This is a genomic window from Isoptericola sediminis, from assembly GCF_013085345.1.
Lineage (GTDB): Bacteria > Actinomycetota > Actinomycetes > Actinomycetales > Cellulomonadaceae > Isoptericola > Isoptericola sediminis.
This window is the reverse complement of record NZ_JABFAJ010000011.1, coordinates 78,822-100,026: the sequence shown is the minus strand read 5'-3', so window position 1 is coordinate 100,026 and position 21,205 is coordinate 78,822. Positions and strand designations below refer to the sequence as shown.

The window sequence follows — 21,205 nt, the reverse complement described above, 5'->3', positions numbered from 1 at the left end:
CCTCACTCGACCAGGTCCGGGGTATGGGTCAGGACGTGCAGGGCCGTCGCCGCGAGGCGCTGCTCGTTGGGATACGCCAGCCGGTCCGGCAGCTCGATCAGTGGCACCCAGCGGGCGTCCTCCGCCTCGCCGTCCGGGTCGTCGGCCGCCGTGATCAGGCCCCCGTCGGCACGCAGCAGGAAGTGGTGGACCACCTTGTGGACCCTGCGGTCCTCCCCGCTGAACCAGTAGTCGATGACCCCGAGGGTCCGGCGTACGGTGCCCTGGATCCCGGTTTCCTCGCGGATCTCGCGCACCGCGGCTTCCTCCGGGGTCTCGGCTCCCTCCAGGTGACCCTTGGGCAGGCACATCTCGAGCCGGCCGGCGCGGTTGCGCCGCAGGATGACCGCGGCCCGGTGACCCGAGACGTGCCGTTCGACGACCAGCCCACCGGCCGACGTCTCGTCGACCACCGGCAGGTGGCCCGTGCTTCCGGGGGTGCTCGGCGCCGTCGCGCGGCGACGCAGCCGCGCCGGGTCGACCTTGAGGGGGTGCCCGCCCGGGGGGACCGGTACCGGCACGGGTGGGCGCTCCTCGGGAGCGCCGGGTGCCGGTACCGCAGATGACATGGACCTACCCTACCGAGAGAACCCGCTGGCCCCGACGACGCCGCCGACCGGGGACGACACGGGCGGGCGCGCAGCGGGCACGGGGATCTGGGAAGATAGGCAGTCGTGTCGACCCCAGATTCTCCCGCCCCCGCGGCGCTGCTGCGCCGAGCCCTCGGTGTGCTCGCCCAGATGGCACCGGCCGCCGTCGAGCTCGGCGAGATCTTCGCCGCCGCCGGCCACGAGCTCTCCCTCGTCGGCGGTCCGGTCCGCGACGCCTTCCTCGGCCGGACCAGCGCCGACCTCGACTTCGCGACCTCGGCGACGCCGGACGAGACCGAGCGCCTCCTGGCCCGCTGGGGTGACGCGCACTGGGACATCGGCAAGGAGTTCGGCACGATCGGCGCCCGGCGGTACGCACGGGATACGGACGGCGGGACGGCGGGTGACGACGTCGTCGTGGAGGTCACGACCTACCGCTCCGACACCTACGACCCCGAGTCGCGCAAGCCGGTCGTGGCGTTCGGCGACACCCTCGACGGCGACCTCTCGCGACGCGACTTCACGGTCAACGCCATGGCGGTGCGCCTGCCGGACCTGACGTTCGTGGACCCGTTCGGCGGGCTGTCGGACCTGGCCGCCCAGGTGCTGCGCACACCCATCGAACCCGAGCGGTCCTTCGACGACGACCCGCTGCGGATGCTGCGTGCCGCGCGGTTCGCCGCCCAGCTCGGGTTCACCGTCGAACCCGCCACCCGCGCAGCGATCGACGAGATGGCCGGCCGGCTCGAGATCGTCTCGGCCGAGCGGGTCCAGGCCGAGCTGTCCAAGCTGCTCTGCTCGGAGCGCCCCCGCGCCGGTCTCGAGGTGCTGGTCGACACCGGGATGGCCGACCACGTGCTGCCCGAGCTGCCGGCCCTGCGCCTGGAGATCGACGAGCACCACCGGCACAAGGACGTCTACGAGCACTCCCTGATCGTGCTCGACCAGGCGATCGCGCAGGAGACGGGTCCCGACGGCGCCGTGCCCGCCCCGGACCTCGTGCTGCGCCTCGCGGCGCTGCTGCACGACATCGGCAAACCCGCCACCCGCAGGTTCGAGCCCGGGGGCGGCGTGAGCTTCCACCACCACGAGGTCGTCGGGGCGAAGCTGACGGCCAAGCGGCTCCGCGCCCTGAAGTACGAGAAGCAGGTCGTCAAGGACGTCTCCCGGCTCGTCGAGCTGCACCTGCGGTTCCACGGGTACGGCGACGGCGCGTGGACGGACTCGGCGGTGCGGCGCTACGTCACCGACGCCGGGCCCCTGCTCGAGCGTCTGCACCGGCTCACCCGGGCCGACTGCACCACCCGCAACCGGCGCAAGGCCAAGCGGCTCGCCGACGCCTACACCGACCTCGAGGAGCGGATCTCCCGGCTGCGCGAGCAGGAGGAGATCGACTCGATCCGGCCCGACCTGGACGGCACGCAGATCATGGCGATCCTCGGTGTCGGTCCCGGTCCCGTCGTCGGGCAGGCCTACCAGCACCTGCTGGGTCTGCGGATGGAGCACGGTCCCCTGGGCGAGGAGCGGGCGACCGCCGAGCTTCAGTCCTGGTGGGAGTCACGGCAGGACTGACCGCTTCCGCGGCGGGAGCCGGTGCGGTTCTCGTGCGGGCCGAGGATCTCGGTGTCGGCCTCGCCCGACGACGGCACCGGGATGTTGCGCACCACGAGGATGCAGGTGTCGTCCTCCTGGGTGCCGTCCGCGCACGCCTCGACGATCGCGTCCCGCGACGCCTCTGCCTCCAGGTCGGGGTCGACCTCCTCGACGCAGGTCAGCAGGTTCTCGAGCTGGGTGCGCAGCGGCCGGTCGCGGCGTTCGATGAGACCGTCGGTGAACAGGACCAGCGAGTCGCCGGGGTGCAGCACCGTCGAGGCCTCCGGCACGTCTCCGGTCAGCAACGGCGCCCCGATGGGCGTCGTGAGGGCCTCGTCGAGCCTCTCGACGTCGTGGTGGGAGTGCATCAGCAACGGGGCGTGGTGCCCGGCCCGGGTGTAGGTGACCCGGCGGTTCCCACCGTCGTCCGGGGGGTCGACGACCGCGAACACGCACGTGGTCATGTCGGCCATCTGCAGACCGCGCACCAGGTCGTCGACCCCGGCGATCACCGCGCTCGGTGACAGCCCCGCCCAAGCCTCCGAGCGCAGCACGGAACGCAGCTGGCCCATCGACGCGGCCGCACGGATGTCGTGGCCGACGACGTCGCCCACCGAGATCGCGACGCGGCCGTCCGGCAGCGGCACGACGTCGTACCAGTCGCCGCCGACGTCGGCCCCCGCGGAGGCCGGCTCGTACAGCGCGGCGCAGTCCAGGCCCGGAGCCTCGACGATCTCCGGGAGCATGCTGTGCTGCAGGGTCAGCGCCGTCTGCTGCTCGCGGCGGTAGAGGCGCGCGTTGTCGAGGGCGAGCCCGGCCCGCGCCCCGAGGGCCACGATGTCGTGGACGTCGGAGGGCGGGAAGGCGGTCGCGACGTCGCCGTCCCTGCTGACGACGATGAGGACACCGATGTCGCCTTCCCGGCCCCGCAACGGGACCACCATCGCCGAACCGAGGCCGAGGCGCCGCAGGGCGGCGAGCTCCTCGGCGCCCGTGCGGCGCGGCAGCGAGTCGATGTCGACGGGGAACGGTTCGGAGATCTCCTCGGTGCCGGTGGTGAGCACCCTGAGGACGGTCGGGGACTCGCGGATCCAGCGGTGCGAGCGTTCCAGCACGGCGATGTCGTCGGCTCGCTCGGGGTCGCGGGAGGCGCCGTGCACGATGCGCGGCGCGCCGTGCTCGTCGACGAGCAGCACGGCGCACCAGGAGCCGTAGTGGGGTGCCACGAGGGCCGGCAGCGCGGCCGCTCCCGACTCCTCGTCGAACAGGTCGACGAGGGCCTGGGTGATGGAGGCCAGCCGCCGCAGGCTCTCGGTCTGCCGGTTGGCGGCGTCGAGCTCCAGCGCCTGCCGGCGGTCGTGGTGCACCCGCTCCGTGACGTCCGTCTGGATGCCGACGTGGTGGGTGACCTTGCCCTCGTCGTCGTGGATGGGGGAGACGACGACCTGGTTCCAGAACGGGGTCCCGTCCTTGCGGTAGTTGAGCAGCGTCTCGCCGACGGCCTGCCCGGCGTCCAGCGCGGCGCGGATGCGGGCCACGGTCTGGCGGTCCGTCCCCTCGCCCTGCAGGAAGCGGCAGTTCGTGCCCAGGACGTCGTCCGTCGTGTAACCGGTGACCTCGCAGAAGGCCGGGTTGACCCAGATGAGCGGGTCGTCGGGCAGCGACGGGTCCGAGATGGTGAAGCTGAGGTGGCTCGCCACGGCCGCGCGGCGTTGCAGCCCGTCGAACTCCGAGGGCGGGTGCGACTCCTGCAGGCCCGTCCCGGGCAGCATCACCACGAGCGCGCGGTTCGCCAGGGTTCCGGGGGCCCCGGCCAGCGGGACGCCGACGGCCCAGAGGTCGTCGGGAGCGTTCTGCCGCGCGGAGAGCACCGCGACGCCGGAGCTGCCGTCCACAGCGGCCGCCAGGGCCCGCTCGGCGGAGATGTCGGCGTCCCGGACGGACAGGCCCGCCGCCGCGCACCAGGCACCGAGCGAGGTCGGCAGCTCGAGGCCGCCGACCATGCGCGCGCCGACCGGGTTCGTGTCGACCACCTCGTGCGTGCGGGTGTCGACGAGGAGCACGGCACCACCCGTGACCACCTTCGCGGGGTCGTGGACCTCCGGCAGGAGATCGCGCGCCAGCGTGGTGATGTCGGTCGGCGCCGACTGTTGCTGCGTCATTCGTGGAACCTTCCCCCCGTCCCTCCGACCCGCCGTCGGGAGGACCGGAGATCCCTATGATGCGGCGAACCGGAACGGCCTGTCCACATGATGGCGGTGCCCGCGGCCGCGTGCGACGCGGGTCACGACGGGCCGGGCCGGTCCCGTCAGTGCGCCGCGGGGGTCTCCTGGCGGACGTCGTCGGCCTTGCGCAGGCGCGTGGCCAGCAGCACCGCACCGATCATGACGCCGGCCGCCACGCCGAAGGCGAGCCGCGCGCCGCCCGCCGTCGCCGCGGCCTCGGTGGCGCCGTCGTCGAGCAGGGCGACGGACCGCAGCGTGAGCAGGGCGACGAACAGCGCCGTCCCGGCCGCACCCGCGAGCTGCTGCAGCGTGGTGATCGTGGCGGACCCGTGGGAGTACAGCCGGGGTGCCAGCCCGCCGAGGGCCGACGTGAGGGTCGGGGTGAACACGCAGGCCAGCCCGAGGCTGAGGACGATGTGCCCGACCATCACCCACCAGACGGGCGAGGACGGCGACAGCGTGGCGAACAGGACCATCGCCACCGCGACGGCCGACACGCCCGGCAGGACGAGCGGGCGCGGGCCGACCCGGTCGTACAGGCGGCCGACGACCGGGCCGAGCAGGCCCATCATGAGACCACCGGGCAGCATGACGAGCCCGCTGGCGAGCGGGGCGAGCCCGATCGCCTCCTGCAGCACCAGCGGCAGGCCGATGATCATGCCGAACATCGCGATCATCGCGACGACGAGCACGCTCAGACCGGCGGGGAAGCCCGGAGCCCGGAAGACCCGCAGGTCCAGCAGGGCGTCGTCGGTGCGCTGCAGGCGGAGCTGGCGCCGCACGAACAGCGCGAGGAACACGAGCCCGCCCACGATCGGGAGCACGGGGGAGACCGGCGGCGTGTGCCGGGCCGCCTCACCGAGGGAGGACAGCCCGTAGACCAGCCCGCCGAACGCGAAGGCCGACAGCACCACCGACAGCCCGTCCAGGTTCTTGCGCGCCCGTTCGGCGACGTCGCGGACCAGGAACAGGCCGAGGGTGAGTCCCACCAGGGCGATCGGCAGCACGACCCAGAAGACCTCGCGCCAGCCCAGGGCGTTGACCACGGCGCCGGACATGGTCGGGCCGAGGGCCGGGGCGACCGCGATGACCAGGGACACGTTGCCCATGACCCGGCCCCGGTGGTGCGGCGGCACGATCGTCATGACCGTGGTCATGAGCAGGGGCAGCATGACCGCCGTGCCGGACGCCTGGACGACACGGGCGGCGACGAGCAGCCCGAACACCGGGGCGAGGCCGGCGAGCAGGGTGCCGAGGCTGAACAGGGACATGCCCAGGATGAACGCCGTCCGCGTCCCGACCCGTTGCAGCAGCCACCCCGTGGTGGGGATGACGACGGCCATGGTCAGCAGGAACGCGGTGGTCAGCCACTGCCCGGCCGACGGTTCGATCCCGAACTCGCTCATGACCGACGGCAGCGCCACACCCATGGTCGTCTCGTTGAGGATGACGATGAACGCCGACACCATGAGCAGCGCGATGACACCCAGGTGCTCGCGCGACAGCTTGTCGGTGTCGCGGGCTGGCACCTCCGCGGCGGGGGTCGCTCCGCCGGGAGGGGTCTCGGTGCTGCGTACGGTCATGAAACCTCCCGGTGGTTCGATCAGCGGTTCGCTCGGACGTCGTCGACCGCGGGCGGCGCTGCGCACGGACGGACCCGTCGGATCAAGGCGTTCTCAGCCTGCGGTATTCCCCGTCACGGTGGCGACCTGATTTCGCCGCCGCACTCATCGGTCGACGCGGGCCGGGTCCCCGGACACCGTCACCGGAGCGGGGTGCCGTGCCCCGGCGAACCCGAGCAGCGCCGCGACACCGACATAGGCGAGCGCGAGCACGAGGAACAGGCCTCGCGACCACCCCTCGTCCGGCACCGTCCAGGCGGCCAGCACCGCCGCACCGACGAACGCCGCGTTGTACAGCACGTCGAAGAAGGCGAAGGCGCGGCCGCGGAAGTCGTCGTGGGTGTCCCGCTGGACGATGGTGTCCACGGCGATCTTGGCGCTCTGGGCGGCCAGGCCGAGCAGACCGGCACCGACCAGCACGATGGTGCGTGACGGGGTGGTGGTCAGCAGGAGCTGGGACGCCGCGGCGAGCAGCAGCATCCACACGATCCAGCCCTGGGGCCCGGTGAGACGCGAGAGGACCGGGGTGATGACGACGGCGCACGCGCCGCCGACCGCGGTCGCCGCCAGGACGAGGGCGAAGTTGGCCAGCCCGGCGGAGGTCTGCCCGGGTTCGGCCAGCAGGTTGCGGGAGATGAGGATCGCGGCGATGAAGACCACGCCGTAGAGGAACCGGTGGGCGGCCATCACGAGCAGCGCCTGGCCCGGGGTCCGCCGGGCCGTCAGGTAGCGGGCGCCGTCGACCAGCCCGCGCGCGACCGCGGAGATCTCGGCCGTCAGGTGGCCCCGGGCCGGATGCTCCGGACCCAGCTGGTCGCGGCCGAGCCGCAGGGCGAGCAGGGCGGCGACGCCGAAGACGACGGCGGCGCACACCAGCGCGGCCGCGTCGTGGGCAGGTCCGGCCGGGATGCCGAGACCGATCGCCAGGGCCACCCCGCCACCGAGGAAGACGGCACCCGCGCCGAGGGTGGGCGTCAGGGAGTTCGCCGTGAGCAGGTACGGGCCCGCGACGACGTTGGGCAGGCTCGCGCTGAGCGCGGCGAGGAGGAAACGGTTGACGCTCAGGGCCAGCAGCCCGAGCAGGATGACCCAGACGTCGCCGCTGCCCTCGAGGCCGACGGTGAGCATGATCGCGGCCATGGCCGCCGTGATCAGGACGCGCAGGGCGTTGCCGTAGGCGAGCACCTGGCGCCGCCGCCACCGGTCGAGGAACACCCCCGCGAAGGGGCCGACGATCGTGAACGGCGCGAGCATGACGGCGAAGGCGCTCGCGACGCCGGTCGCCGTCCCCGCGCGTTCGGGGGAGAAGAAGAGGAGGGCGGCCAGGCCGACCTGGAACATGCCGTCACCGGCCTGGGAGACCAGCCGGACGGCGAACAGCCGACGGAACCCCTCCAGGCGCAGGAGAGCGCGCAGGTCGTGCCAGGTCTCGACCAGAGCTCCCACGGCTCCACCTTCCCATGGTGCGGCGCGGCCCGGAGGGGCTCACCCGCGTGGCGCGGCGCCGCCCCGTCCCGCGAGTCAGGACGTCCCGCCGCGAGTCAGGACGCGCGTGCGCGACTCAGGGCGCCCGGGCTCGGCGTGCCGAGAGTCTCGTCCCGCTGCAGATCGACGCGCGACGTGCAGCGGGACGAGACGTTCGGGAACCGGCGGGAGCGGAGGCCCACTCGGGCCGTCGGAACGCTCCGGGTCAGCGCTCGACGTCGCCGGCGATGAAGGCCTCGAGCTGCGCGCGGCCCTGGGTGTCCTCCATCTGGACCGGCGGGGACTTCATGAAGTACGTCGACGCCGACAGGATCGGGCCGCCGATGCCGCGGTCCTTGGCGATCTTCGCCGCACGGATCGCGTCGATGATGATGCCGGCCGAGTTCGGGGAGTCCCACACCTCGAGCTTGTACTCCAGGTTCAGGGGCGCCTCTCCGAACGCGCGACCCTCGAGGCGCACGTAGGCCCACTTGCGGTCGTCGAGCCAGGCGACGTAGTCCGAGGGGCCGATGTGGACGTTGCGGTCCTCCTTCTTGCCGGCGAGCGCGCCGGTCAGGTTGGAGGTGACGGCCTGGGTCTTGGAGACCTTCTTCGACTCGAGGCGGTCGCGCTGCAGCATGTTCTTGAAGTCCATGTTGCCGCCGACGTTGAGCTGGTACGTGCGGTCCAGCACGACGCCGCGCTGCTCGAACAGCTTGGCGAGCACGCGGTGCGTGATCGTGGCACCGACCTGCGACTTGATGTCGTCGCCGACGATCGGCACGCCGGCGTCCTCGAACTTCTTCGCCCACTCGGGGTCGGAGGCGATGAAGACCGGCAGGGCGTTGACGAAGGCCACGCCCGCGTCGATGGCGCACTGCGCGTAGAACTTGTCGGCGTCCTCCGACCCCACGGGGAGGTAGGAGACGAGGACGTCGACGTTCGCGTCCTTGAGCGCCTGGGTGACGTCGACCGGCTCGTCGGCCGCCTCGTCGATGGTCGCGGCGTAGTAGTCGCCGAGCCCGTCGAGGGTGGGGCCACGCTGGACCATGACACCCGTGGGCGGCACGTCGGCGATCTTGATCGTGTTGTTCTCGGAGGCGTTGATCGCCTCCGCCAGGTCGAAGCCGACCTTCTTCGCGTCGACGTCGAACGCCGCCACGAACTCGAGGTCGCTCACGTGGTAGTCACCGAACTGCACGTGCATGAGACCCGGGACGGTGTCGGACGGGTCGGCGTCGCGGTAGTAGTGCACACCCTGGACCAGGGACGATGCACAGTTTCCGACACCGACGATGGCAACGCGGACGGAGGTCATCCTCGCTCCTTGTTTCTCGGGGCCGGGGCGGGATGCGCCCCGGCGTCGTGGTCGCGGTCACGGCCGCTGACGCGGTCGCGCTCGGTCGTGATGAGCCCGTCGAGCCAGCGCACCTCGCGCTCGACCTGCTCCAGTCCGTGCCGCTGCAGCTCCAGAGTGTATTCGTCGAGCCGCTCGCGGGTCCGGGCTGCGGACTCCCGGACCGCCTCCAGGCGCTCGGTCAGCCGGGTGCGCCGGCCTTCGAGGATGCGGAGACGGGTCTCGGCGTCCGTCTGCGCGAACAGCGCGAACCGGACGTCGAAGCTCTCGTCCTCCCAGGCCGCGGGCCCGGCGGAGGCGAGAGTGGTCTGCAGGTGTTCCTTGCCCTCCGGGGTGAGCCGGTAGACGATCCGTCCACGACGTCCCGTGAGGGGCTTCGTGCCCGACGCCGTCCGCCCGGGCGCCCCGGAGGCTCCGGAGCGTGCCGGCGTGGCCGGGTCGGGGTCGACCGTCTCGATCAGGCCTCGTCCGACCAAGGACTTCAGGGCCGGGTAGAGGGTGCCGTAGGAGAAGGCGCGGAACGAACCCAGGAGCAGGTTGAGCCGCTTGCGCAGCTCATAGCCGTGCAGCGGGGCAGAGCTGAGCAGACCCAGGACGGCCGTCTCGAGAACGTTCGAGCGACTGCGCACCCGTGTTCTCCCTCCCGTGCCGACGGCACCTCTCATGGCGTTGTATCGAGTCGATACATCACGAGGATAGGACGAGCGAGACGGTGCGGCAATCGGCCGCTCCGGCGCGGCGAATGTGAAGGGCTCGTGGAGCCGCGGCCAGGGGTCTGGGGACGACCGGCGCACAAACGGTTGCGTCGCGCGTCTATCTCGACACCCCGCCGCGCGCATCCCCTAGTGTTCGGTGGGGTTCCTCGTGTCCGCAGGGGGCGGAACAGGGTCGAGGACATCGCACTTCGAAAGGGTGGACGTGGGTCGCTTCTGGAACTATCCGCGCCGGGGCCTGGGCCCCGTGCAGCGGTGGCTGCCGTCGTGGCGCATCGTCGTCGGCTGCGTGCTCGGGTTCGTCGCGCTCGGCGCCGGCGTCTTCTTCGCCGCGTGGACGTCGACCGCCATCCCGAAGAACCTCGACGACGTCGACCACCAGGCGACGACGGTCTACTACGCCAACGGCAAGGAGATCGGCACGTTCTCCAGCGTCAAGCGCGAGATCGTCGCGTACGAGGACCTGCCGAAGCACGTCGGCGACGCCGTCGTGGCCAGCGAGAACGAGTCCTTCTGGGAGGACCCGGGCGTCGACTTCCTCGGTATGGCCCGCGCTGCGTTCACCAACCTCACGACCGGCTCCCGCCAGGGCGGTTCCACGCTGACCCAGCAGTACGTCGAGCGCTACTACCTGGGCCAGACGAGTGACATCGCCGGCAAGGCGAGCGAGGCGATCATCGCCATGAAGATCGCGCAGAACCAGCCGAAGGAGCTGGTGCTGGACCGCTACCTCAACACGATCTACTTCGGTCGGGGGGCCTACGGCGTCCAGGCGGCCGCCAAGGCGTACTTCGACAAGCCGGCGACGGAGCTGACCTACTCCGAGTCCGCGATGCTGTCCGGGATCATCCCGGCGCCCGTGCGCTACGACCCGTCGGAGAACCCGGACATCGCCGAGGCTCGCTGGGAGCGCAGCCTCAACCGGATGGCGGAGCAGGGGTACATCACCCAGGCCGAGGCCGACTCGGCGCAGTTCCCCGAGTTCGTCGAGAAGGACACCAGCAGCAACAGCCTCGGCGGCCAGAAGGGCTACATCATGCAGGCCGTCAAGAAGGAGCTGCTCGCCACCGGGGAGTTCACCGAGGAGGACCTCGAGTCCCGTGGCCTGCAGATCCACACGACGATCAAGCCGAAGCTGCAGAACACCGCCGCGAAGATCGTCGAGGACATCCCCGAGGACGCGAACGAGCTTCTCCGTGCGTCGATCGTGTCGATCGACCCCGAGACCGGGGCGATCGTGACGATGTACGGCGGCGCCGACTACCTCGAGCAGCAGAAGAACACCGCGACTGGCGACGTCGTGCAGGCCGGTTCGACCTTCAAGCCGTTCACGCTGATCGGCGCCCTCGAGGAGGGCGTCCAGCTCACCGACCGGTTCGACGGCAACACGCCCGGGCAGTACGAGACCGACGATGGCGACCCGTGGCCGAACAACTTCGGCAACAAGTCGTACGGCGAGGTCGACCTCGTCGAGGCCACGGCGAACTCGATCAACACGGCGTACGTGGAGCTCAACACGGAGGTCGGTCCGGCGAAGACGCGCGACGTCGCACACCGGCTCGGGATCCGTGAGGACGAGAACAACCCGATCAAGGCGGTCCAGGCGAACGTGCTCGGCCCTACCGCCGTCTACCCGATCGACATGGCCGAGGCCTACGCCACGATCGCCGGGGGCGGCTATCACGTGGAGCCGCACATCGTGGACCGGGTGGAGCACATGGATGGCACCCAGCGCTACGCGCCCGAGGTAAACGCCCAGCAGCGGTTCGAGCGCGACGTGATCAACGCCGCGACGTACGCGATGACCAAGGTGGTCGAGGAGGGGTCCGGGCGCGCCGCGCTCGAGCTCACCGGACCCGACGGGCAGCGCCGGCCGGTGGCCGGCAAGACCGGTACGGCCAACGACAACCAGACCGCCTGGTTCACGGGCTTCACGCCCCAGCTCGCGACCGTCGTCAACCTGCGGCAGTACAAGTCGATGGACCCCGAGACCGGCAGCCTGCAGGACACGGCGCCGATCGACGCCTTCGGCCCCTACAGCGAGATCACCGGTTCGACGTGGCCGGCCGCCGCGTGGACCGAGTTCATGCAGGTCGCGCTCGAGGGCAAGGAGATCGCGGAGTTCCCCGAGTACACCCCGCCGACGCCGTCGTTCGAGCCGTCCCCGACGCCGAGCGAGACCGCCGAGTGGGTCGAGCTGCCGGACAACCTCGTCGGCATGAACATCAACGAGGCCACCAGGCTGCTGGAGAGCCTGGGGCTGTCGGTGGCGACGCAGGCGACCGACGACGAGGCCCGCAAGGGCACCGTCGTGAACGTCTACGACACGGGCGGCTCCGTCCAGACGGGGTCGACGGTCACCCTCTGGGTCTCGACCGGCAAGGTCGAGGAGCAGCAGAAGGTCGCCGTGCCCAACGTCGTCGGGCAGTCCGCCGGTTCGGCCGAGAGTCAGCTCAACCGCGTCGGGCTCGGGGCGGCCATCGTCGAGGAGCCGAGCAACGACGTCCAACGGGGCCAGGTGATCCGCACGGAGCCCGGCGCCGGGAGCGAGGTCGACTCCGGGACCACCGTCACCGTGGTGGTCTCGTCCGGGCCCCAGCAGACCCAGGAACCGACGCAGGAGCCGACCTCGGAGCCGTCGCAGTCGCCGTCACCGACGGACCAGCCGGGCAACGGCAACGGCAACGGCAACGGGTGACCGAGGCCACCCGGCGATGAACTTCGTCCGGGGTGCCCGCAGCGGGTATCCTGGTCGACTGGCCGTACCACGCCGTCCCCGCTCGGGAAACGGCAGGGCACGGCCGACGCACGCACTAACCCTCCTGCCACGGAACGACCGTGGCCGCTGAGACCAGAGGAGGTGGGTTGAACTCATGCGTCAGTACGAACTGATGGTGATCCTGGACCCGGAGGTCGAGGAGCGCACCGTGGCCCCGACGCTGGACAAGCTGCTCAAGGTCGTCACGACCGACGGCGGCAGCGTCGACAACGTGGACATCTGGGGTCGTCGCCGCATGGCGTACGACATCAACAAGCGCTCCGAGGGCATCTACGCCGTCGTGAACTACACCGCGACGCCGGACACCGCGAAGGAGCTGGACCGTCAGCTGGGCCTCAACGAGGGCGTGCTGCGGATCAAGACCCTCCGCGCCGCTGCTCACTGAGACCCGCTGAACCGAGACACCCCGCATCCTCGCTGGGCACCTGTCGGTGCCCCGTGATGGGATGCCACTGGACCATCGAGGACAGCCGAATCTCGCGGACGAACGAAGGAGCTTGGCATGGCTGGTGAGACCGTCATCACGGTCGTCGGAAACCTGACCGCGGACCCGGAGCTGCGCTTCACCCCGTCGGGTGCAGCCGTCGCCAACTTCACGATCGCGTCGACGCCCCGCACGTTCGACCGTCAGTCGAACGAGTGGAAGGACGGAGAGGCGCTGTTCCTGCGCTGCTCCATCTGGCGCGAGGCGGCGGAGAACGTCGCCGAGTCGCTGACGAAGGGCATGCGCGTCATCGCGCAGGGCCGCCTTCAGCAGCGTTCGTTCGAGACCCGCGAGGGCGAGAAGCGCACCGTCGTGGAGCTGCAGGTCGACGAGATCGGCCCGTCGCTGAGGTGGGCGTCCGCCAAGGTCGCCCGCGCCCAGCGCAGCGGCGGCGGTGGCGGCGGATTCGGTGGCGGCTACGGCGGCAACGCCGGTGGCCAGCCCGGTGGTGGCGGTGGATTCGGTTCCTCCGGCGGCGGTCAGCAGAGCGACCCGTGGGCCACGGCTGGCCCCGCGTCGTCCGGCGGCGGGTTCTCGGACGAACCCCCGTTCTGATCGTCGCTCACATCCAGAATCACCCCGTGACCTCCCGGCCCCGTGCCGGAGAGGTCCACAGCTGAGAAGGAGCACACACCATGGCCAAGCCTGTGGTGCGCAAGCCCAAGAAGAAGGCGAACCCGCTCAAGGCCGCGAAGGTCGAGACGGTCGACTACAAGGACACCGCCCTGCTGCGGAAGTTCATCTCCGACCGCGGCAAGATCCGTGCGCGTCGCGTCACCGGCGTGAGCGTGCAGGAGCAGCGCCAGATCGCCAAGGCCGTCAAGAACGCGCGCGAGATGGCCCTGCTGCCGTACTCGTCGTCGGCCCGCTGAGGAAAGGATCCAGATCATGGCAAAGCTGATCCTGACCCACGAGGTGACCGGTCTCGGTGAGCCCGGCGACGTCGTCGAGGTGAAGGACGGGTACGCCCGTAACTTCCTCATCCCGCGTTCGCTGGCCACGCCGTGGACCAAGGGCGCCGAGTCGCAGATCTCCGCGATCCGCAAGGCCCGCAAGGCCCGCGAGATCGCCACGCGCGAGGACGCTCAGGCCGCGGCCGAGTCGATCCAGTCGCGGACCTACACCGTCGAGGCGCACGCCGGCGAGTCCGGCCGCCTGTTCGGTGCGGTCACGACCGCGGACATCGCCAAGGCCGTGCAGTCGGCCGGCGGCCCGTCCGTCGACAAGCGCAAGATCGAGATCGGCCAGCCGATCAAGTCGCTCGGTGAGCACACCGTGTCGATCCGCCTGCACCCCGAGGTGTCGGCGAAGATCGAGCTGGAGGTCGTCGCCGGCTGACGCCGGTTCGATCGCACGAAGGCCCCGGTTCCCCTGTGGGGGGCCGGGGCCTTCGTCGTGCTCGGTGGGCGTCGGTGCTCGTGCCGCCCCGCCGATGGACCGGTCCGCGCCCGGTACCGAGACGAGCACGCGCTCGGCAGTTCGTGCCTCGCTCGGCAGTTCAAGCTGCCGAACGAGGCACGAACTGCCGAGTGAGTCCCCAGGCTGTGGACGACCACCGGTGACCGCTCGGTCGGGCCGCGATGCTGAGGTCCGTGCCCTCCGAGATCGTGATCGCCCGCGAGTCCCTGCCCTCGGACCTCCGGCAGGCGTGCCGCGCCGGCGAGATCGAGCGCATCCGACGAGGTGCCTACCGGTCCGTGCCGGACGCTCCGGACGGAGGGCGTCGGAGTGCGGCGCGTGACCTGCAGATCGACCGGGCACGGGCGTTGGACCGACAGCTGCGGGCCGGCCACTGGTTCAGCCACGCGACCGCGGCGATGCTGCACGGACTACCGCTGTGGCGGCTGCCGAGCGGCACTCACGTGCTGCAGACGTACCGCGCGTCGTCGCGCGCCGCTCAGGACGTGCACCGGCACGTGACGCCCGTGCCGCCGGGGGAGCGCACCGAGGCTCTGGGGCTGCCGTCGACCACCCTGGAACGCACCGTGGCGGACTGCGCGACGGCCATGCCTCCGCTGGACGGACTCGTGATCGCCGACGCCGCGCTGGCCCGTGGGCTCGACCGGTCGGCCACGCGGGCACTGATCGGTGCGCGGACCCGTGGCCGCCGGCGGGGGCTGCTCGTGCTCGAGCTCGCTGACCGGGGTGCCGAGAGTCCCTGGGAGTCGTGGCTGCGCTACGTGGCCCACTGGGCCGGTCTGCCGCGGCCGCGGACCCAGGTACCCGTCGCCACGCGGCTCGGACGTTTCCGCGTCGACGTCGGTTGGCCCGAGCACGCGGTGCTCGCGGAGTTCGACGGGCTGGTGAAGTACCGGACCGGTGCGTTAGGCGGTGACCACGATCCCGACCGGGCGCGCATCGAGGAGAAACGCCGTGCCGACGCGATCACGGAGGCGACCGGCATCCAGCTGCTGCGCGTCACCTCGAAGGATGCCTACGACCCGCACGCGGTGGCGGACCGGCTGCTGGCCCGTTTCCCGGCTGCCGTGCGCGGGACGGCGCGCCGGAACCCGCTCCTGTCCCGGCCGCGCTGACCGGGGGCCGCCGTCGCGGGTACCAGCGGGAGGCTCGCACCGACGAGTCGCGATCGGCAGTTCGTGCCTCATTCGGCAGTTCAAGATGCCGATCCAGGCACGAACTGCCGAGCGGGCGCAGCTGAACACGGCATCGGGGTCAGACGCCGGTGGTCATCCAGCGTTCGCCGCGGGCGCGCAGACCGGTCGTTAGGGCGCGGGCCAGCATGAACACCCCGGCGAAGGCCGCCCACAGCCAGGCCAGCCCCACGGCACCGTCCGGCGCCCAGGAGCGCACCGCCAGCGCGACGGGTGCGTAGGCCACGAGCGTCAGCATGCCCGCCCAGGCGAGGAACCGGCCGTCGCCGGCTCCGATGAGGACGCCGTCGAGGACGAACACCCACCCGGCCATCGGCATGAACACCCCGCAGACGACGAGCCCGGCGGTGATGGCCACACGTACGTCGGGGTCGGGGGAGAACAGTGGTGCGATCCACCAGGACGCCGCTGCGAGGACGAGGCCGATGAGCGCCCCCGCGCCGACGCCCCACTGGAGGCACCGCCGCAGCACCGCCCGGACGCGGGTGGTTTCGCCGGAGCCGAGGCCGAAGCCGACCAGCGCCTGCGCCGCGATCGCGAGGGCGTCCAGGGCGAACGCCGCGAGACCCCACAGGCTGTTGACGACCTGGTGCCCGCCGAGCGCGACGGCGCCGAGCCCGGTCGCAACCCACACCGTCAGCAGGATCGCCAGGCGCAGCGAGATGGTGCGCACCAGCAGGGGAGCGCCGGCGACAGCGTTGGCCCAGATGCCCGCGTGGTGAGGGCGCAGCGAGGCGCCGCGGCGGCGTGCCCCGGTGACCACGACGACGGCGAGCACGGCGCCCATCAGGAGCTGCGCCGTCGTCGTCGCGAGGGCCGAGCCGGCGATCCCCATCCCGACGCCGTAGACGAGCGTCACCGAGCCGACAGCGTTGAACACCGCACCGCCGGACGCCACCCACAGGGGGGTACGGGTGTCCTGGAGTCCGCGGAGTACGCCCGTCGTGGCGAGCACGAGGAGCATCCCGGGCAGCCCGGGGGAGGACCAGCGCAGGTAGGTGACCGCGTGCTCGGCGACCTCGCCGGTGGCACCCATGGCGGAGACCGCCCAGGGCGCCGTCGTCCACAGGAGTATCCCCAGGACGAGGCCCAGCCCGAGGGCGAGCCACATGCCGTCGACGCCGGACTGGAGGGCCTCGCGGTCGTGCCCGGCGCCGAGACGCCGCGCCACGGCGGCGGTGGTGGCGTAGGCGAGGAAGATGCACAGCCCGACGAGGGTCAGCAGGATCGTGGAGGCGAGCGAGAGGCCGGCGAGCTGTGCCGTCCCCAGGTGCCCGACGACGGAGCTGTCGACGAGCACGAACAACGGTTCCGCGACGAGCGCGCCGAGGGCCGGCCAGGCGAGCGCGAGGATCTCGCGGTCGATGCGGCGGAAGTCACCCACCGAGTTTTCCTCCACAGCATGAGTACGACGTCGTGGCTGTTCACACCCCGTTTCGGGGCTTGTACACAGCAGATTTCCCCAGTTGTGCACAGGGTTGTCCACCGGCTGTGCACAGGATGTGGGCAGTCTTCCACACCGGGGTCCACACGTTCGTCCACAGGGTCCGTTGCGTCGGTCCCTGGGCGCGCCTAGCGTCATCCACACTGTCAGAGGCGCACGCTAGAACAAGACCTTGACGACCGGTGAACGAGCCCACGCGGGGCATTGATTCCGGTGAGAACCGGACTGGGGGACGCATGTCGATCGAGGAGCTCGAAGCAGGCTACGGATCACGGCCGGCCTTCGACCGCACCCCTCCCCAGGACCTCGACGCCGAGATGAGCGTGCTGGGCGGCATGCTGCTGTCGAAGGACGCGATCGCCGACGTCGTCGAGCAGATCCGCGGCAACGACTTCTACCGGCCTGCGCACGAGGCGATCTACGAGGCGATCATCGACCTCTACGGCCGCGGCGAGCCGGCCGACGCCATCACGGTCGTGGCCGAGCTGACCAAGCGCGGCGAGATCGGCCGCATGGGCGGCGCCTCCTACATCCACGACCTCATGGCCGGGGTGCCGACCGCCGCGAACGCCGGCTACTACGCGCGCATCGTGCGCGAGCGGGCCGTGCTGCGCCGTCTCGTCGAGGCCGGCACCAAGATCGTCCAGCTCGGGTACGCGACCGACGGCGGCGACGTCGAGACCGTCGTCAACAACGCCCAGGCGGAGATCTACGCCGTCACCGAGCGCAAGACCACCGAGGACTACGCGCCGCTGGCGGACATCATCGGCGGCACGATGGACGAGATCGAGGCCGCGGGGAACCGCGGCGAGGGCATGGTCGGCGTGCCCACCGGGTTCGCGGACCTGGACCGGCTGACGAACGGTCTGCACCCCGGGCAGATGATCGTCGTCGCCGCGCGGCCTGCCATGGGCAAGTCGACGCTGGCATTGGATCTTGCTCGTGCGGCGTCGATCAAGAGCCAGAAGACGTCCGTCGTGTTCTCGCTCGAGATGAGCCGCAACGAGATCACGATGCGTCTGCTGTCGGCCGAGGCGCGCGTGCACCTGCAGAAGCTGCGCAACGGTTCCATGGGTGACGACGACTGGCAGAAGCTCGCCAAGATTATGGGCAAGGTCTCCGAGGCCCCGCTGTTCATCGACGACTCGCCGAACATGTCGCTGACCGAGATCCGGGCCAAGTGCCGGCGGCTCAAGCAGAAGCACGACCTCGAGCTCGTCATCGTCGACTACCTGCAGCTCATGACGTCCGGCAAGAAGGTCGAGTCCCGGCAGCAGGAGGTCTCCGAGTTCTCGCGTGCGCTGAAGCTGCTCGCGAAGGAGATCGAGGTCCCCGTCATCGCGCTGTCGCAGCTGAACCGTGGTCCCGAGACCCGGAGCGACAAGAAGCCGCAGATGTCCGACCTGCGTGAGTCGGGCTGCCTGACCGAGGACACGAAGATCCTCCGCGCCGACACGGGCGCCGAGACGACGATGGGTGAGCTCCACGCCGAGGGTGCCACCGACGTGCCCGTGTGGGCGCTCAACGACCGGCTGCAGTACGTGCGGCGCCACCTCACCCACGTGTTCTCCACCGGGGTGAAGCCCGTGTACCGGCTCCGGCTGGCGTCCGGCAAGGAGATCGAGGCGACGGCGAACCACCCCTTCCTCACCTACGAGGGCTGGACCCCGCTCGGCGAGCTTGAGGTCGGGTCACGCCTCGGTGTGCCGCGGCACGTTCCAGGGCCGGAGCAGAACACCGCGTGGGACGACCGCAAGGTGGTCATGCTGGCGCACCTGCTCGGTGACGGGTCGTTCGTCAAGCGGCAGCCGATCCGCTATGCATCGATCGACGAGCGAAACCTGGACGCGGTCAGCGACGCGGCGACCGCCTTCGGCATCACCCCTGTGCGGGATGAGTACGCGGCCGCCCGCGTGACAACGCTCCGCCTGCCGGCGCCGTACAAGCTGGCGCGCGGTAAGCGGAACCCGGTCGCGGCGTGGTTGGACGACCTGGGGCTGTTCGGCGCCCGGAGCCACGAGAAGTTCATCCCGTCGGGCGTGTTCCACCTGCCCAAGGAGCAGATCGCGCTCTTCATCAAGCACATCTGGGCGACCGACGGCTCGGTGACGGTCAACAAGAACCAGCGAGGCGGACGCATCTACTACGCCTCGACGTCACGAGAGCTCGTCGACGGGCTCTCGCGCCTCCTGCTGCGCTTCGGCATCTCGACGAGGATTCGGCGCGCCACGCTGAAGGGTGCGTACCGGCAGGGCTACACGCTCGACGTCTCGGGTGTGGACGACCAGCGACGCTTCCTCCAGGAGATCGGCGTCCACGGCGACCGCGGTGATGCGGCCGAAGAGCTGCTCGGGATCATCCGCGATACCCAGGCGAACACGAACCGGGACACGGTTCCCCGTCAGGTGTGGGACGACGTTCGTGACCTCCTGGTCGAGCGCGGGATGTCGCACCGCCAGTTCGCCGAAGCGATCGGTACACAGTTCTGCGGCAGCGCGCTGTGGAAGCACGCACCCTCGCGCCAGCGCCTCGGCAAGATCGCGGACGTCCTCGAGAGCGAAGAGCTCGAGATCATGGCGGTCAACGACCTGCTGTGGGACGAGGTCGTGTCGATCGAGCCGATGGGTGAGAAGCAGGTCTTCGACGCGACCGTGCTCGGCACCCATAACTTCATCGCCAACGGCATCTCCGTACACAACAGCATCGAGCAGGATGCCGACATGGTGATCCTGCTGCACCGCGAGGACGCCTACGAGAAGGAGTCGCCGCGTGCCGGCGAGGCCGACCTGATCGTGGCGAAGCACCGTAACGGTCCGACCGACACGATCACGGTGGCGTTCCAGGGTCACTACTCGCGATTCGTCGACATGCAGGTTTGACCCGACTGTTATCGACGTGCGGGCGGTCCTTCAGAATCTCGCAGATATGGTTCATGAGCTCCGCCAACTCTCCTGGCGAGCGCCGCGGAGAGCGTGCTCGCGGGGCGGGACTTGATCTGGCAGCCCAATCAGTCGGCATCGTTCGGGTGATCCTGGGTGCGCTGCACCCAGCATGATTCGGGTGGCTGGATGCTGCCGTCTCCGCGGCCGCCGGGGAGGAGGCCTTCGAGTGCGAGCCCTGCACGGATGATCGTGCCGAGACCTCGCGAGGTTCCGTTGCGGCGGGGGCCAGCCCCGCCCGGGAAGTCCGTGTCGAGTTCGTGGTGAGTTCTGTTCGTGACCGCGGCGATCGCCGCCACCGCAGCCTGCGCGTGGGTGTCGAGGGCGCTGTGTCCGCAGGGGAGCGGGACGAGCGCGGCATCCGGGGCTGCGCTGACCACCCGATCGGCGATGGGGCGAGGTGTGCGGAGGTCGCGGTCTCCGGACAGGACTACCAGTGGCCAGTCGAAGCCCGCCCACTGCGCGGGCAGATTCAGGGGCTCCGCTTCGAACGGGTCGTAGTCAGCGGCAAGAGGACGGAAGTCGATGGCTGGATCGAAGGGCCCGCCATCTGGCTCCGGCGCGTAGTTGAGCTCGCGTAGCGCGATGCGGCCGACGAGATCGAACTCCATGACGAACGGCGCCACGTCGTTGGTCTCGCGGTCGCCGAGGCGCGCGATCCAGCGCCAGGTGCGGGACTTGCCTCGCCCTCTGACCGTCAGTAACCGGTGGAGCGTCTCGGTTCCCGCGAGCTCGTAGACGATGCGGGTGACGGCGCAGGCCTGGTCGAGCTCGACGGCGCCCGAGTCGACCAGCTGGCGTAGCAGGTGCGCCACCGTCGTCGTCGCTGCTGTGTTGCCCTCCCAGAGAAGGTCGCGGACATGAGCGCGGACGACGACGTGGTCATTGGCGCTCGCCATCGTCGAGTCCAGGACCATGCCGGCGACACGGTCCGGATGCCATGCGCCGAAGGCCTGGGCGAGGTAGCTGCCATATGACGATCCGTAGATGATGGCGCGGTCGATGCCCTCGGCGTCCAGGACCGCCGCGATGTCGTCCACGGCGGAGCGGACCGTCAGTGCCGTGGCGGGGAGGTCCGCTCCGTCCAGGTCTTCGCGCGAGAGCCCGACGCCGCGGTGCTCGATCATCACGGTGCCCAAGCCCTGCTCGGCGCATCTGCGTCGGAACGCCCGGTACGGCAGGACGGAGGCGAGTCCAGGGCCGCCGGGAAGCACCACCGCCGGAACCGCCGACGACGGGCCAGCACGGACGTAGCCGAGGTCGAACTCGGGTGACTCGTCCGTCCTGGGCCGGCGCACAAAATGCACTCCGGGCACCCCAGCGAGGCGCCCACGCATCTTCTCC

At 70.8% G+C, this 21,205-nt stretch carries 16 protein-coding genes; 8 read left to right on the top strand and 8 right to left on the bottom strand.

Features of this window, described 5'->3' with window-relative positions:
* Positions 1-2 precede the first annotated feature (2 nt).
* On the bottom strand, positions 3-608 hold the full coding sequence (locus HLI28_RS06335) for an NUDIX hydrolase (protein WP_171246662.1): 606 nt from the start codon (positions 606-608) through the stop codon (positions 3-5).
* Positions 609-779: 171 nt separating this feature from the next.
* On the opposite strand from HLI28_RS06335, the gene HLI28_RS06330 reads away from it, so the two are divergent.
* Entirely contained in the window at positions 780-2,201 is a 1,422-nt protein-coding gene (locus HLI28_RS06330; RefSeq protein ID WP_171246785.1) for a CCA tRNA nucleotidyltransferase, read from the top strand.
* On the opposite strand, the gene HLI28_RS06325 is transcribed toward HLI28_RS06330, so the two are convergent.
* From HLI28_RS06325 to HLI28_RS06305, 5 genes are all read right to left on the bottom strand, one after another.
* On the bottom strand, positions 2,171-4,384 hold the full coding sequence (locus tag HLI28_RS06325) for a SpoIIE family protein phosphatase (RefSeq protein ID WP_171246661.1): 2,214 nt from the start codon (positions 4,382-4,384) through the stop codon (positions 2,171-2,173). The genes HLI28_RS06330 and HLI28_RS06325 overlap by 31 nt on opposite strands.
* Before the next feature lie 146 nt (positions 4,385-4,530).
* Complete coding sequence (locus tag HLI28_RS06320) at positions 4,531-6,030, bottom strand: DHA2 family efflux MFS transporter permease subunit (RefSeq protein ID WP_171246660.1); 1,500 nt, start codon at positions 6,028-6,030, stop codon at positions 4,531-4,533.
* Between the two features lie 144 nt (positions 6,031-6,174).
* A complete protein-coding gene (locus tag HLI28_RS06315) occupies positions 6,175-7,515 on the bottom strand; it encodes an MFS transporter (RefSeq protein ID WP_171246659.1) in 1,341 nt (446 codons plus the stop codon).
* A gap of 244 nt (positions 7,516-7,759) precedes the next feature.
* Positions 7,760-8,851: an inositol-3-phosphate synthase gene (locus HLI28_RS06310; protein WP_171246658.1), complete on the bottom strand. Its 1,092-nt coding sequence runs from the start codon at positions 8,849-8,851 to the stop codon at positions 7,760-7,762.
* Entirely contained in the window at positions 8,848-9,519 is a 672-nt protein-coding gene (locus HLI28_RS06305; RefSeq protein ID WP_171246657.1) for a helix-turn-helix transcriptional regulator, read from the bottom strand. The genes HLI28_RS06310 and HLI28_RS06305 overlap by 4 nt, the downstream gene beginning before the upstream one ends.
* A 289-nt stretch (positions 9,520-9,808) precedes the next feature.
* Here HLI28_RS06305 and HLI28_RS06300 point away from each other — a divergent pair, with 289 nt between their 5' ends.
* The 6 genes from HLI28_RS06300 (at position 9,809) to HLI28_RS06275 (ending at position 15,400) form a co-directional block, all read left to right on the top strand.
* Positions 9,809-12,301, top strand: a complete 2,493-nt coding sequence (locus tag HLI28_RS06300; protein ID WP_171246656.1) for a transglycosylase domain-containing protein — start codon at positions 9,809-9,811, stop codon at positions 12,299-12,301.
* 175 nt (positions 12,302-12,476) lie between these two features.
* The gene (rpsF, locus tag HLI28_RS06295) at positions 12,477-12,767 is read left to right on the top strand and encodes a 30S ribosomal protein S6 (RefSeq protein WP_171246655.1); all 291 of its coding nucleotides are present in this window, start codon (positions 12,477-12,479) and stop codon (positions 12,765-12,767) included.
* 117 nt (positions 12,768-12,884) lie between these two features.
* Positions 12,885-13,421, top strand: a complete 537-nt coding sequence (locus HLI28_RS06290; protein WP_171246654.1) for a single-stranded DNA-binding protein — start codon at positions 12,885-12,887, stop codon at positions 13,419-13,421.
* 80 nt (positions 13,422-13,501) lie between these two features.
* The gene (rpsR, locus tag HLI28_RS06285; protein ID WP_106265817.1) at positions 13,502-13,738 is read left to right on the top strand and encodes a 30S ribosomal protein S18; all 237 of its coding nucleotides are present in this window, start codon (positions 13,502-13,504) and stop codon (positions 13,736-13,738) included.
* 16 nt (positions 13,739-13,754) lie between these two features.
* Complete coding sequence (gene rplI, locus HLI28_RS06280; protein WP_171246653.1) at positions 13,755-14,204, top strand: 50S ribosomal protein L9; 450 nt, start codon at positions 13,755-13,757, stop codon at positions 14,202-14,204.
* 254 nt (positions 14,205-14,458) lie between these two features.
* Positions 14,459-15,400: a hypothetical protein gene (locus tag HLI28_RS06275; RefSeq protein ID WP_171246652.1), complete on the top strand. Its 942-nt coding sequence runs from the start codon at positions 14,459-14,461 to the stop codon at positions 15,398-15,400.
* A gap of 139 nt (positions 15,401-15,539) precedes the next feature.
* Here HLI28_RS06275 and HLI28_RS06270 read toward each other — a convergent pair whose 3' ends face one another.
* On the bottom strand, positions 15,540-16,862 hold the full coding sequence (locus HLI28_RS06270) for an MATE family efflux transporter (protein WP_171246651.1): 1,323 nt from the start codon (positions 16,860-16,862) through the stop codon (positions 15,540-15,542).
* A gap of 296 nt (positions 16,863-17,158) precedes the next feature.
* On the opposite strand from HLI28_RS06270, the gene HLI28_RS06265 reads away from it, so the two are divergent.
* Entirely contained in the window at positions 17,159-19,801 is a 2,643-nt protein-coding gene (locus HLI28_RS06265) for a replicative DNA helicase (protein ID WP_171246650.1), read from the top strand.
* Between the two features lie 128 nt (positions 19,802-19,929).
* On the opposite strand, the gene HLI28_RS06260 is transcribed toward HLI28_RS06265, so the two are convergent.
* On the bottom strand, positions 19,930-21,198 hold the full coding sequence (locus HLI28_RS06260) for an alpha/beta fold hydrolase (RefSeq protein ID WP_246246482.1): 1,269 nt from the start codon (positions 21,196-21,198) through the stop codon (positions 19,930-19,932).
* Positions 21,199-21,205: the final 7 nt, after the last annotated feature.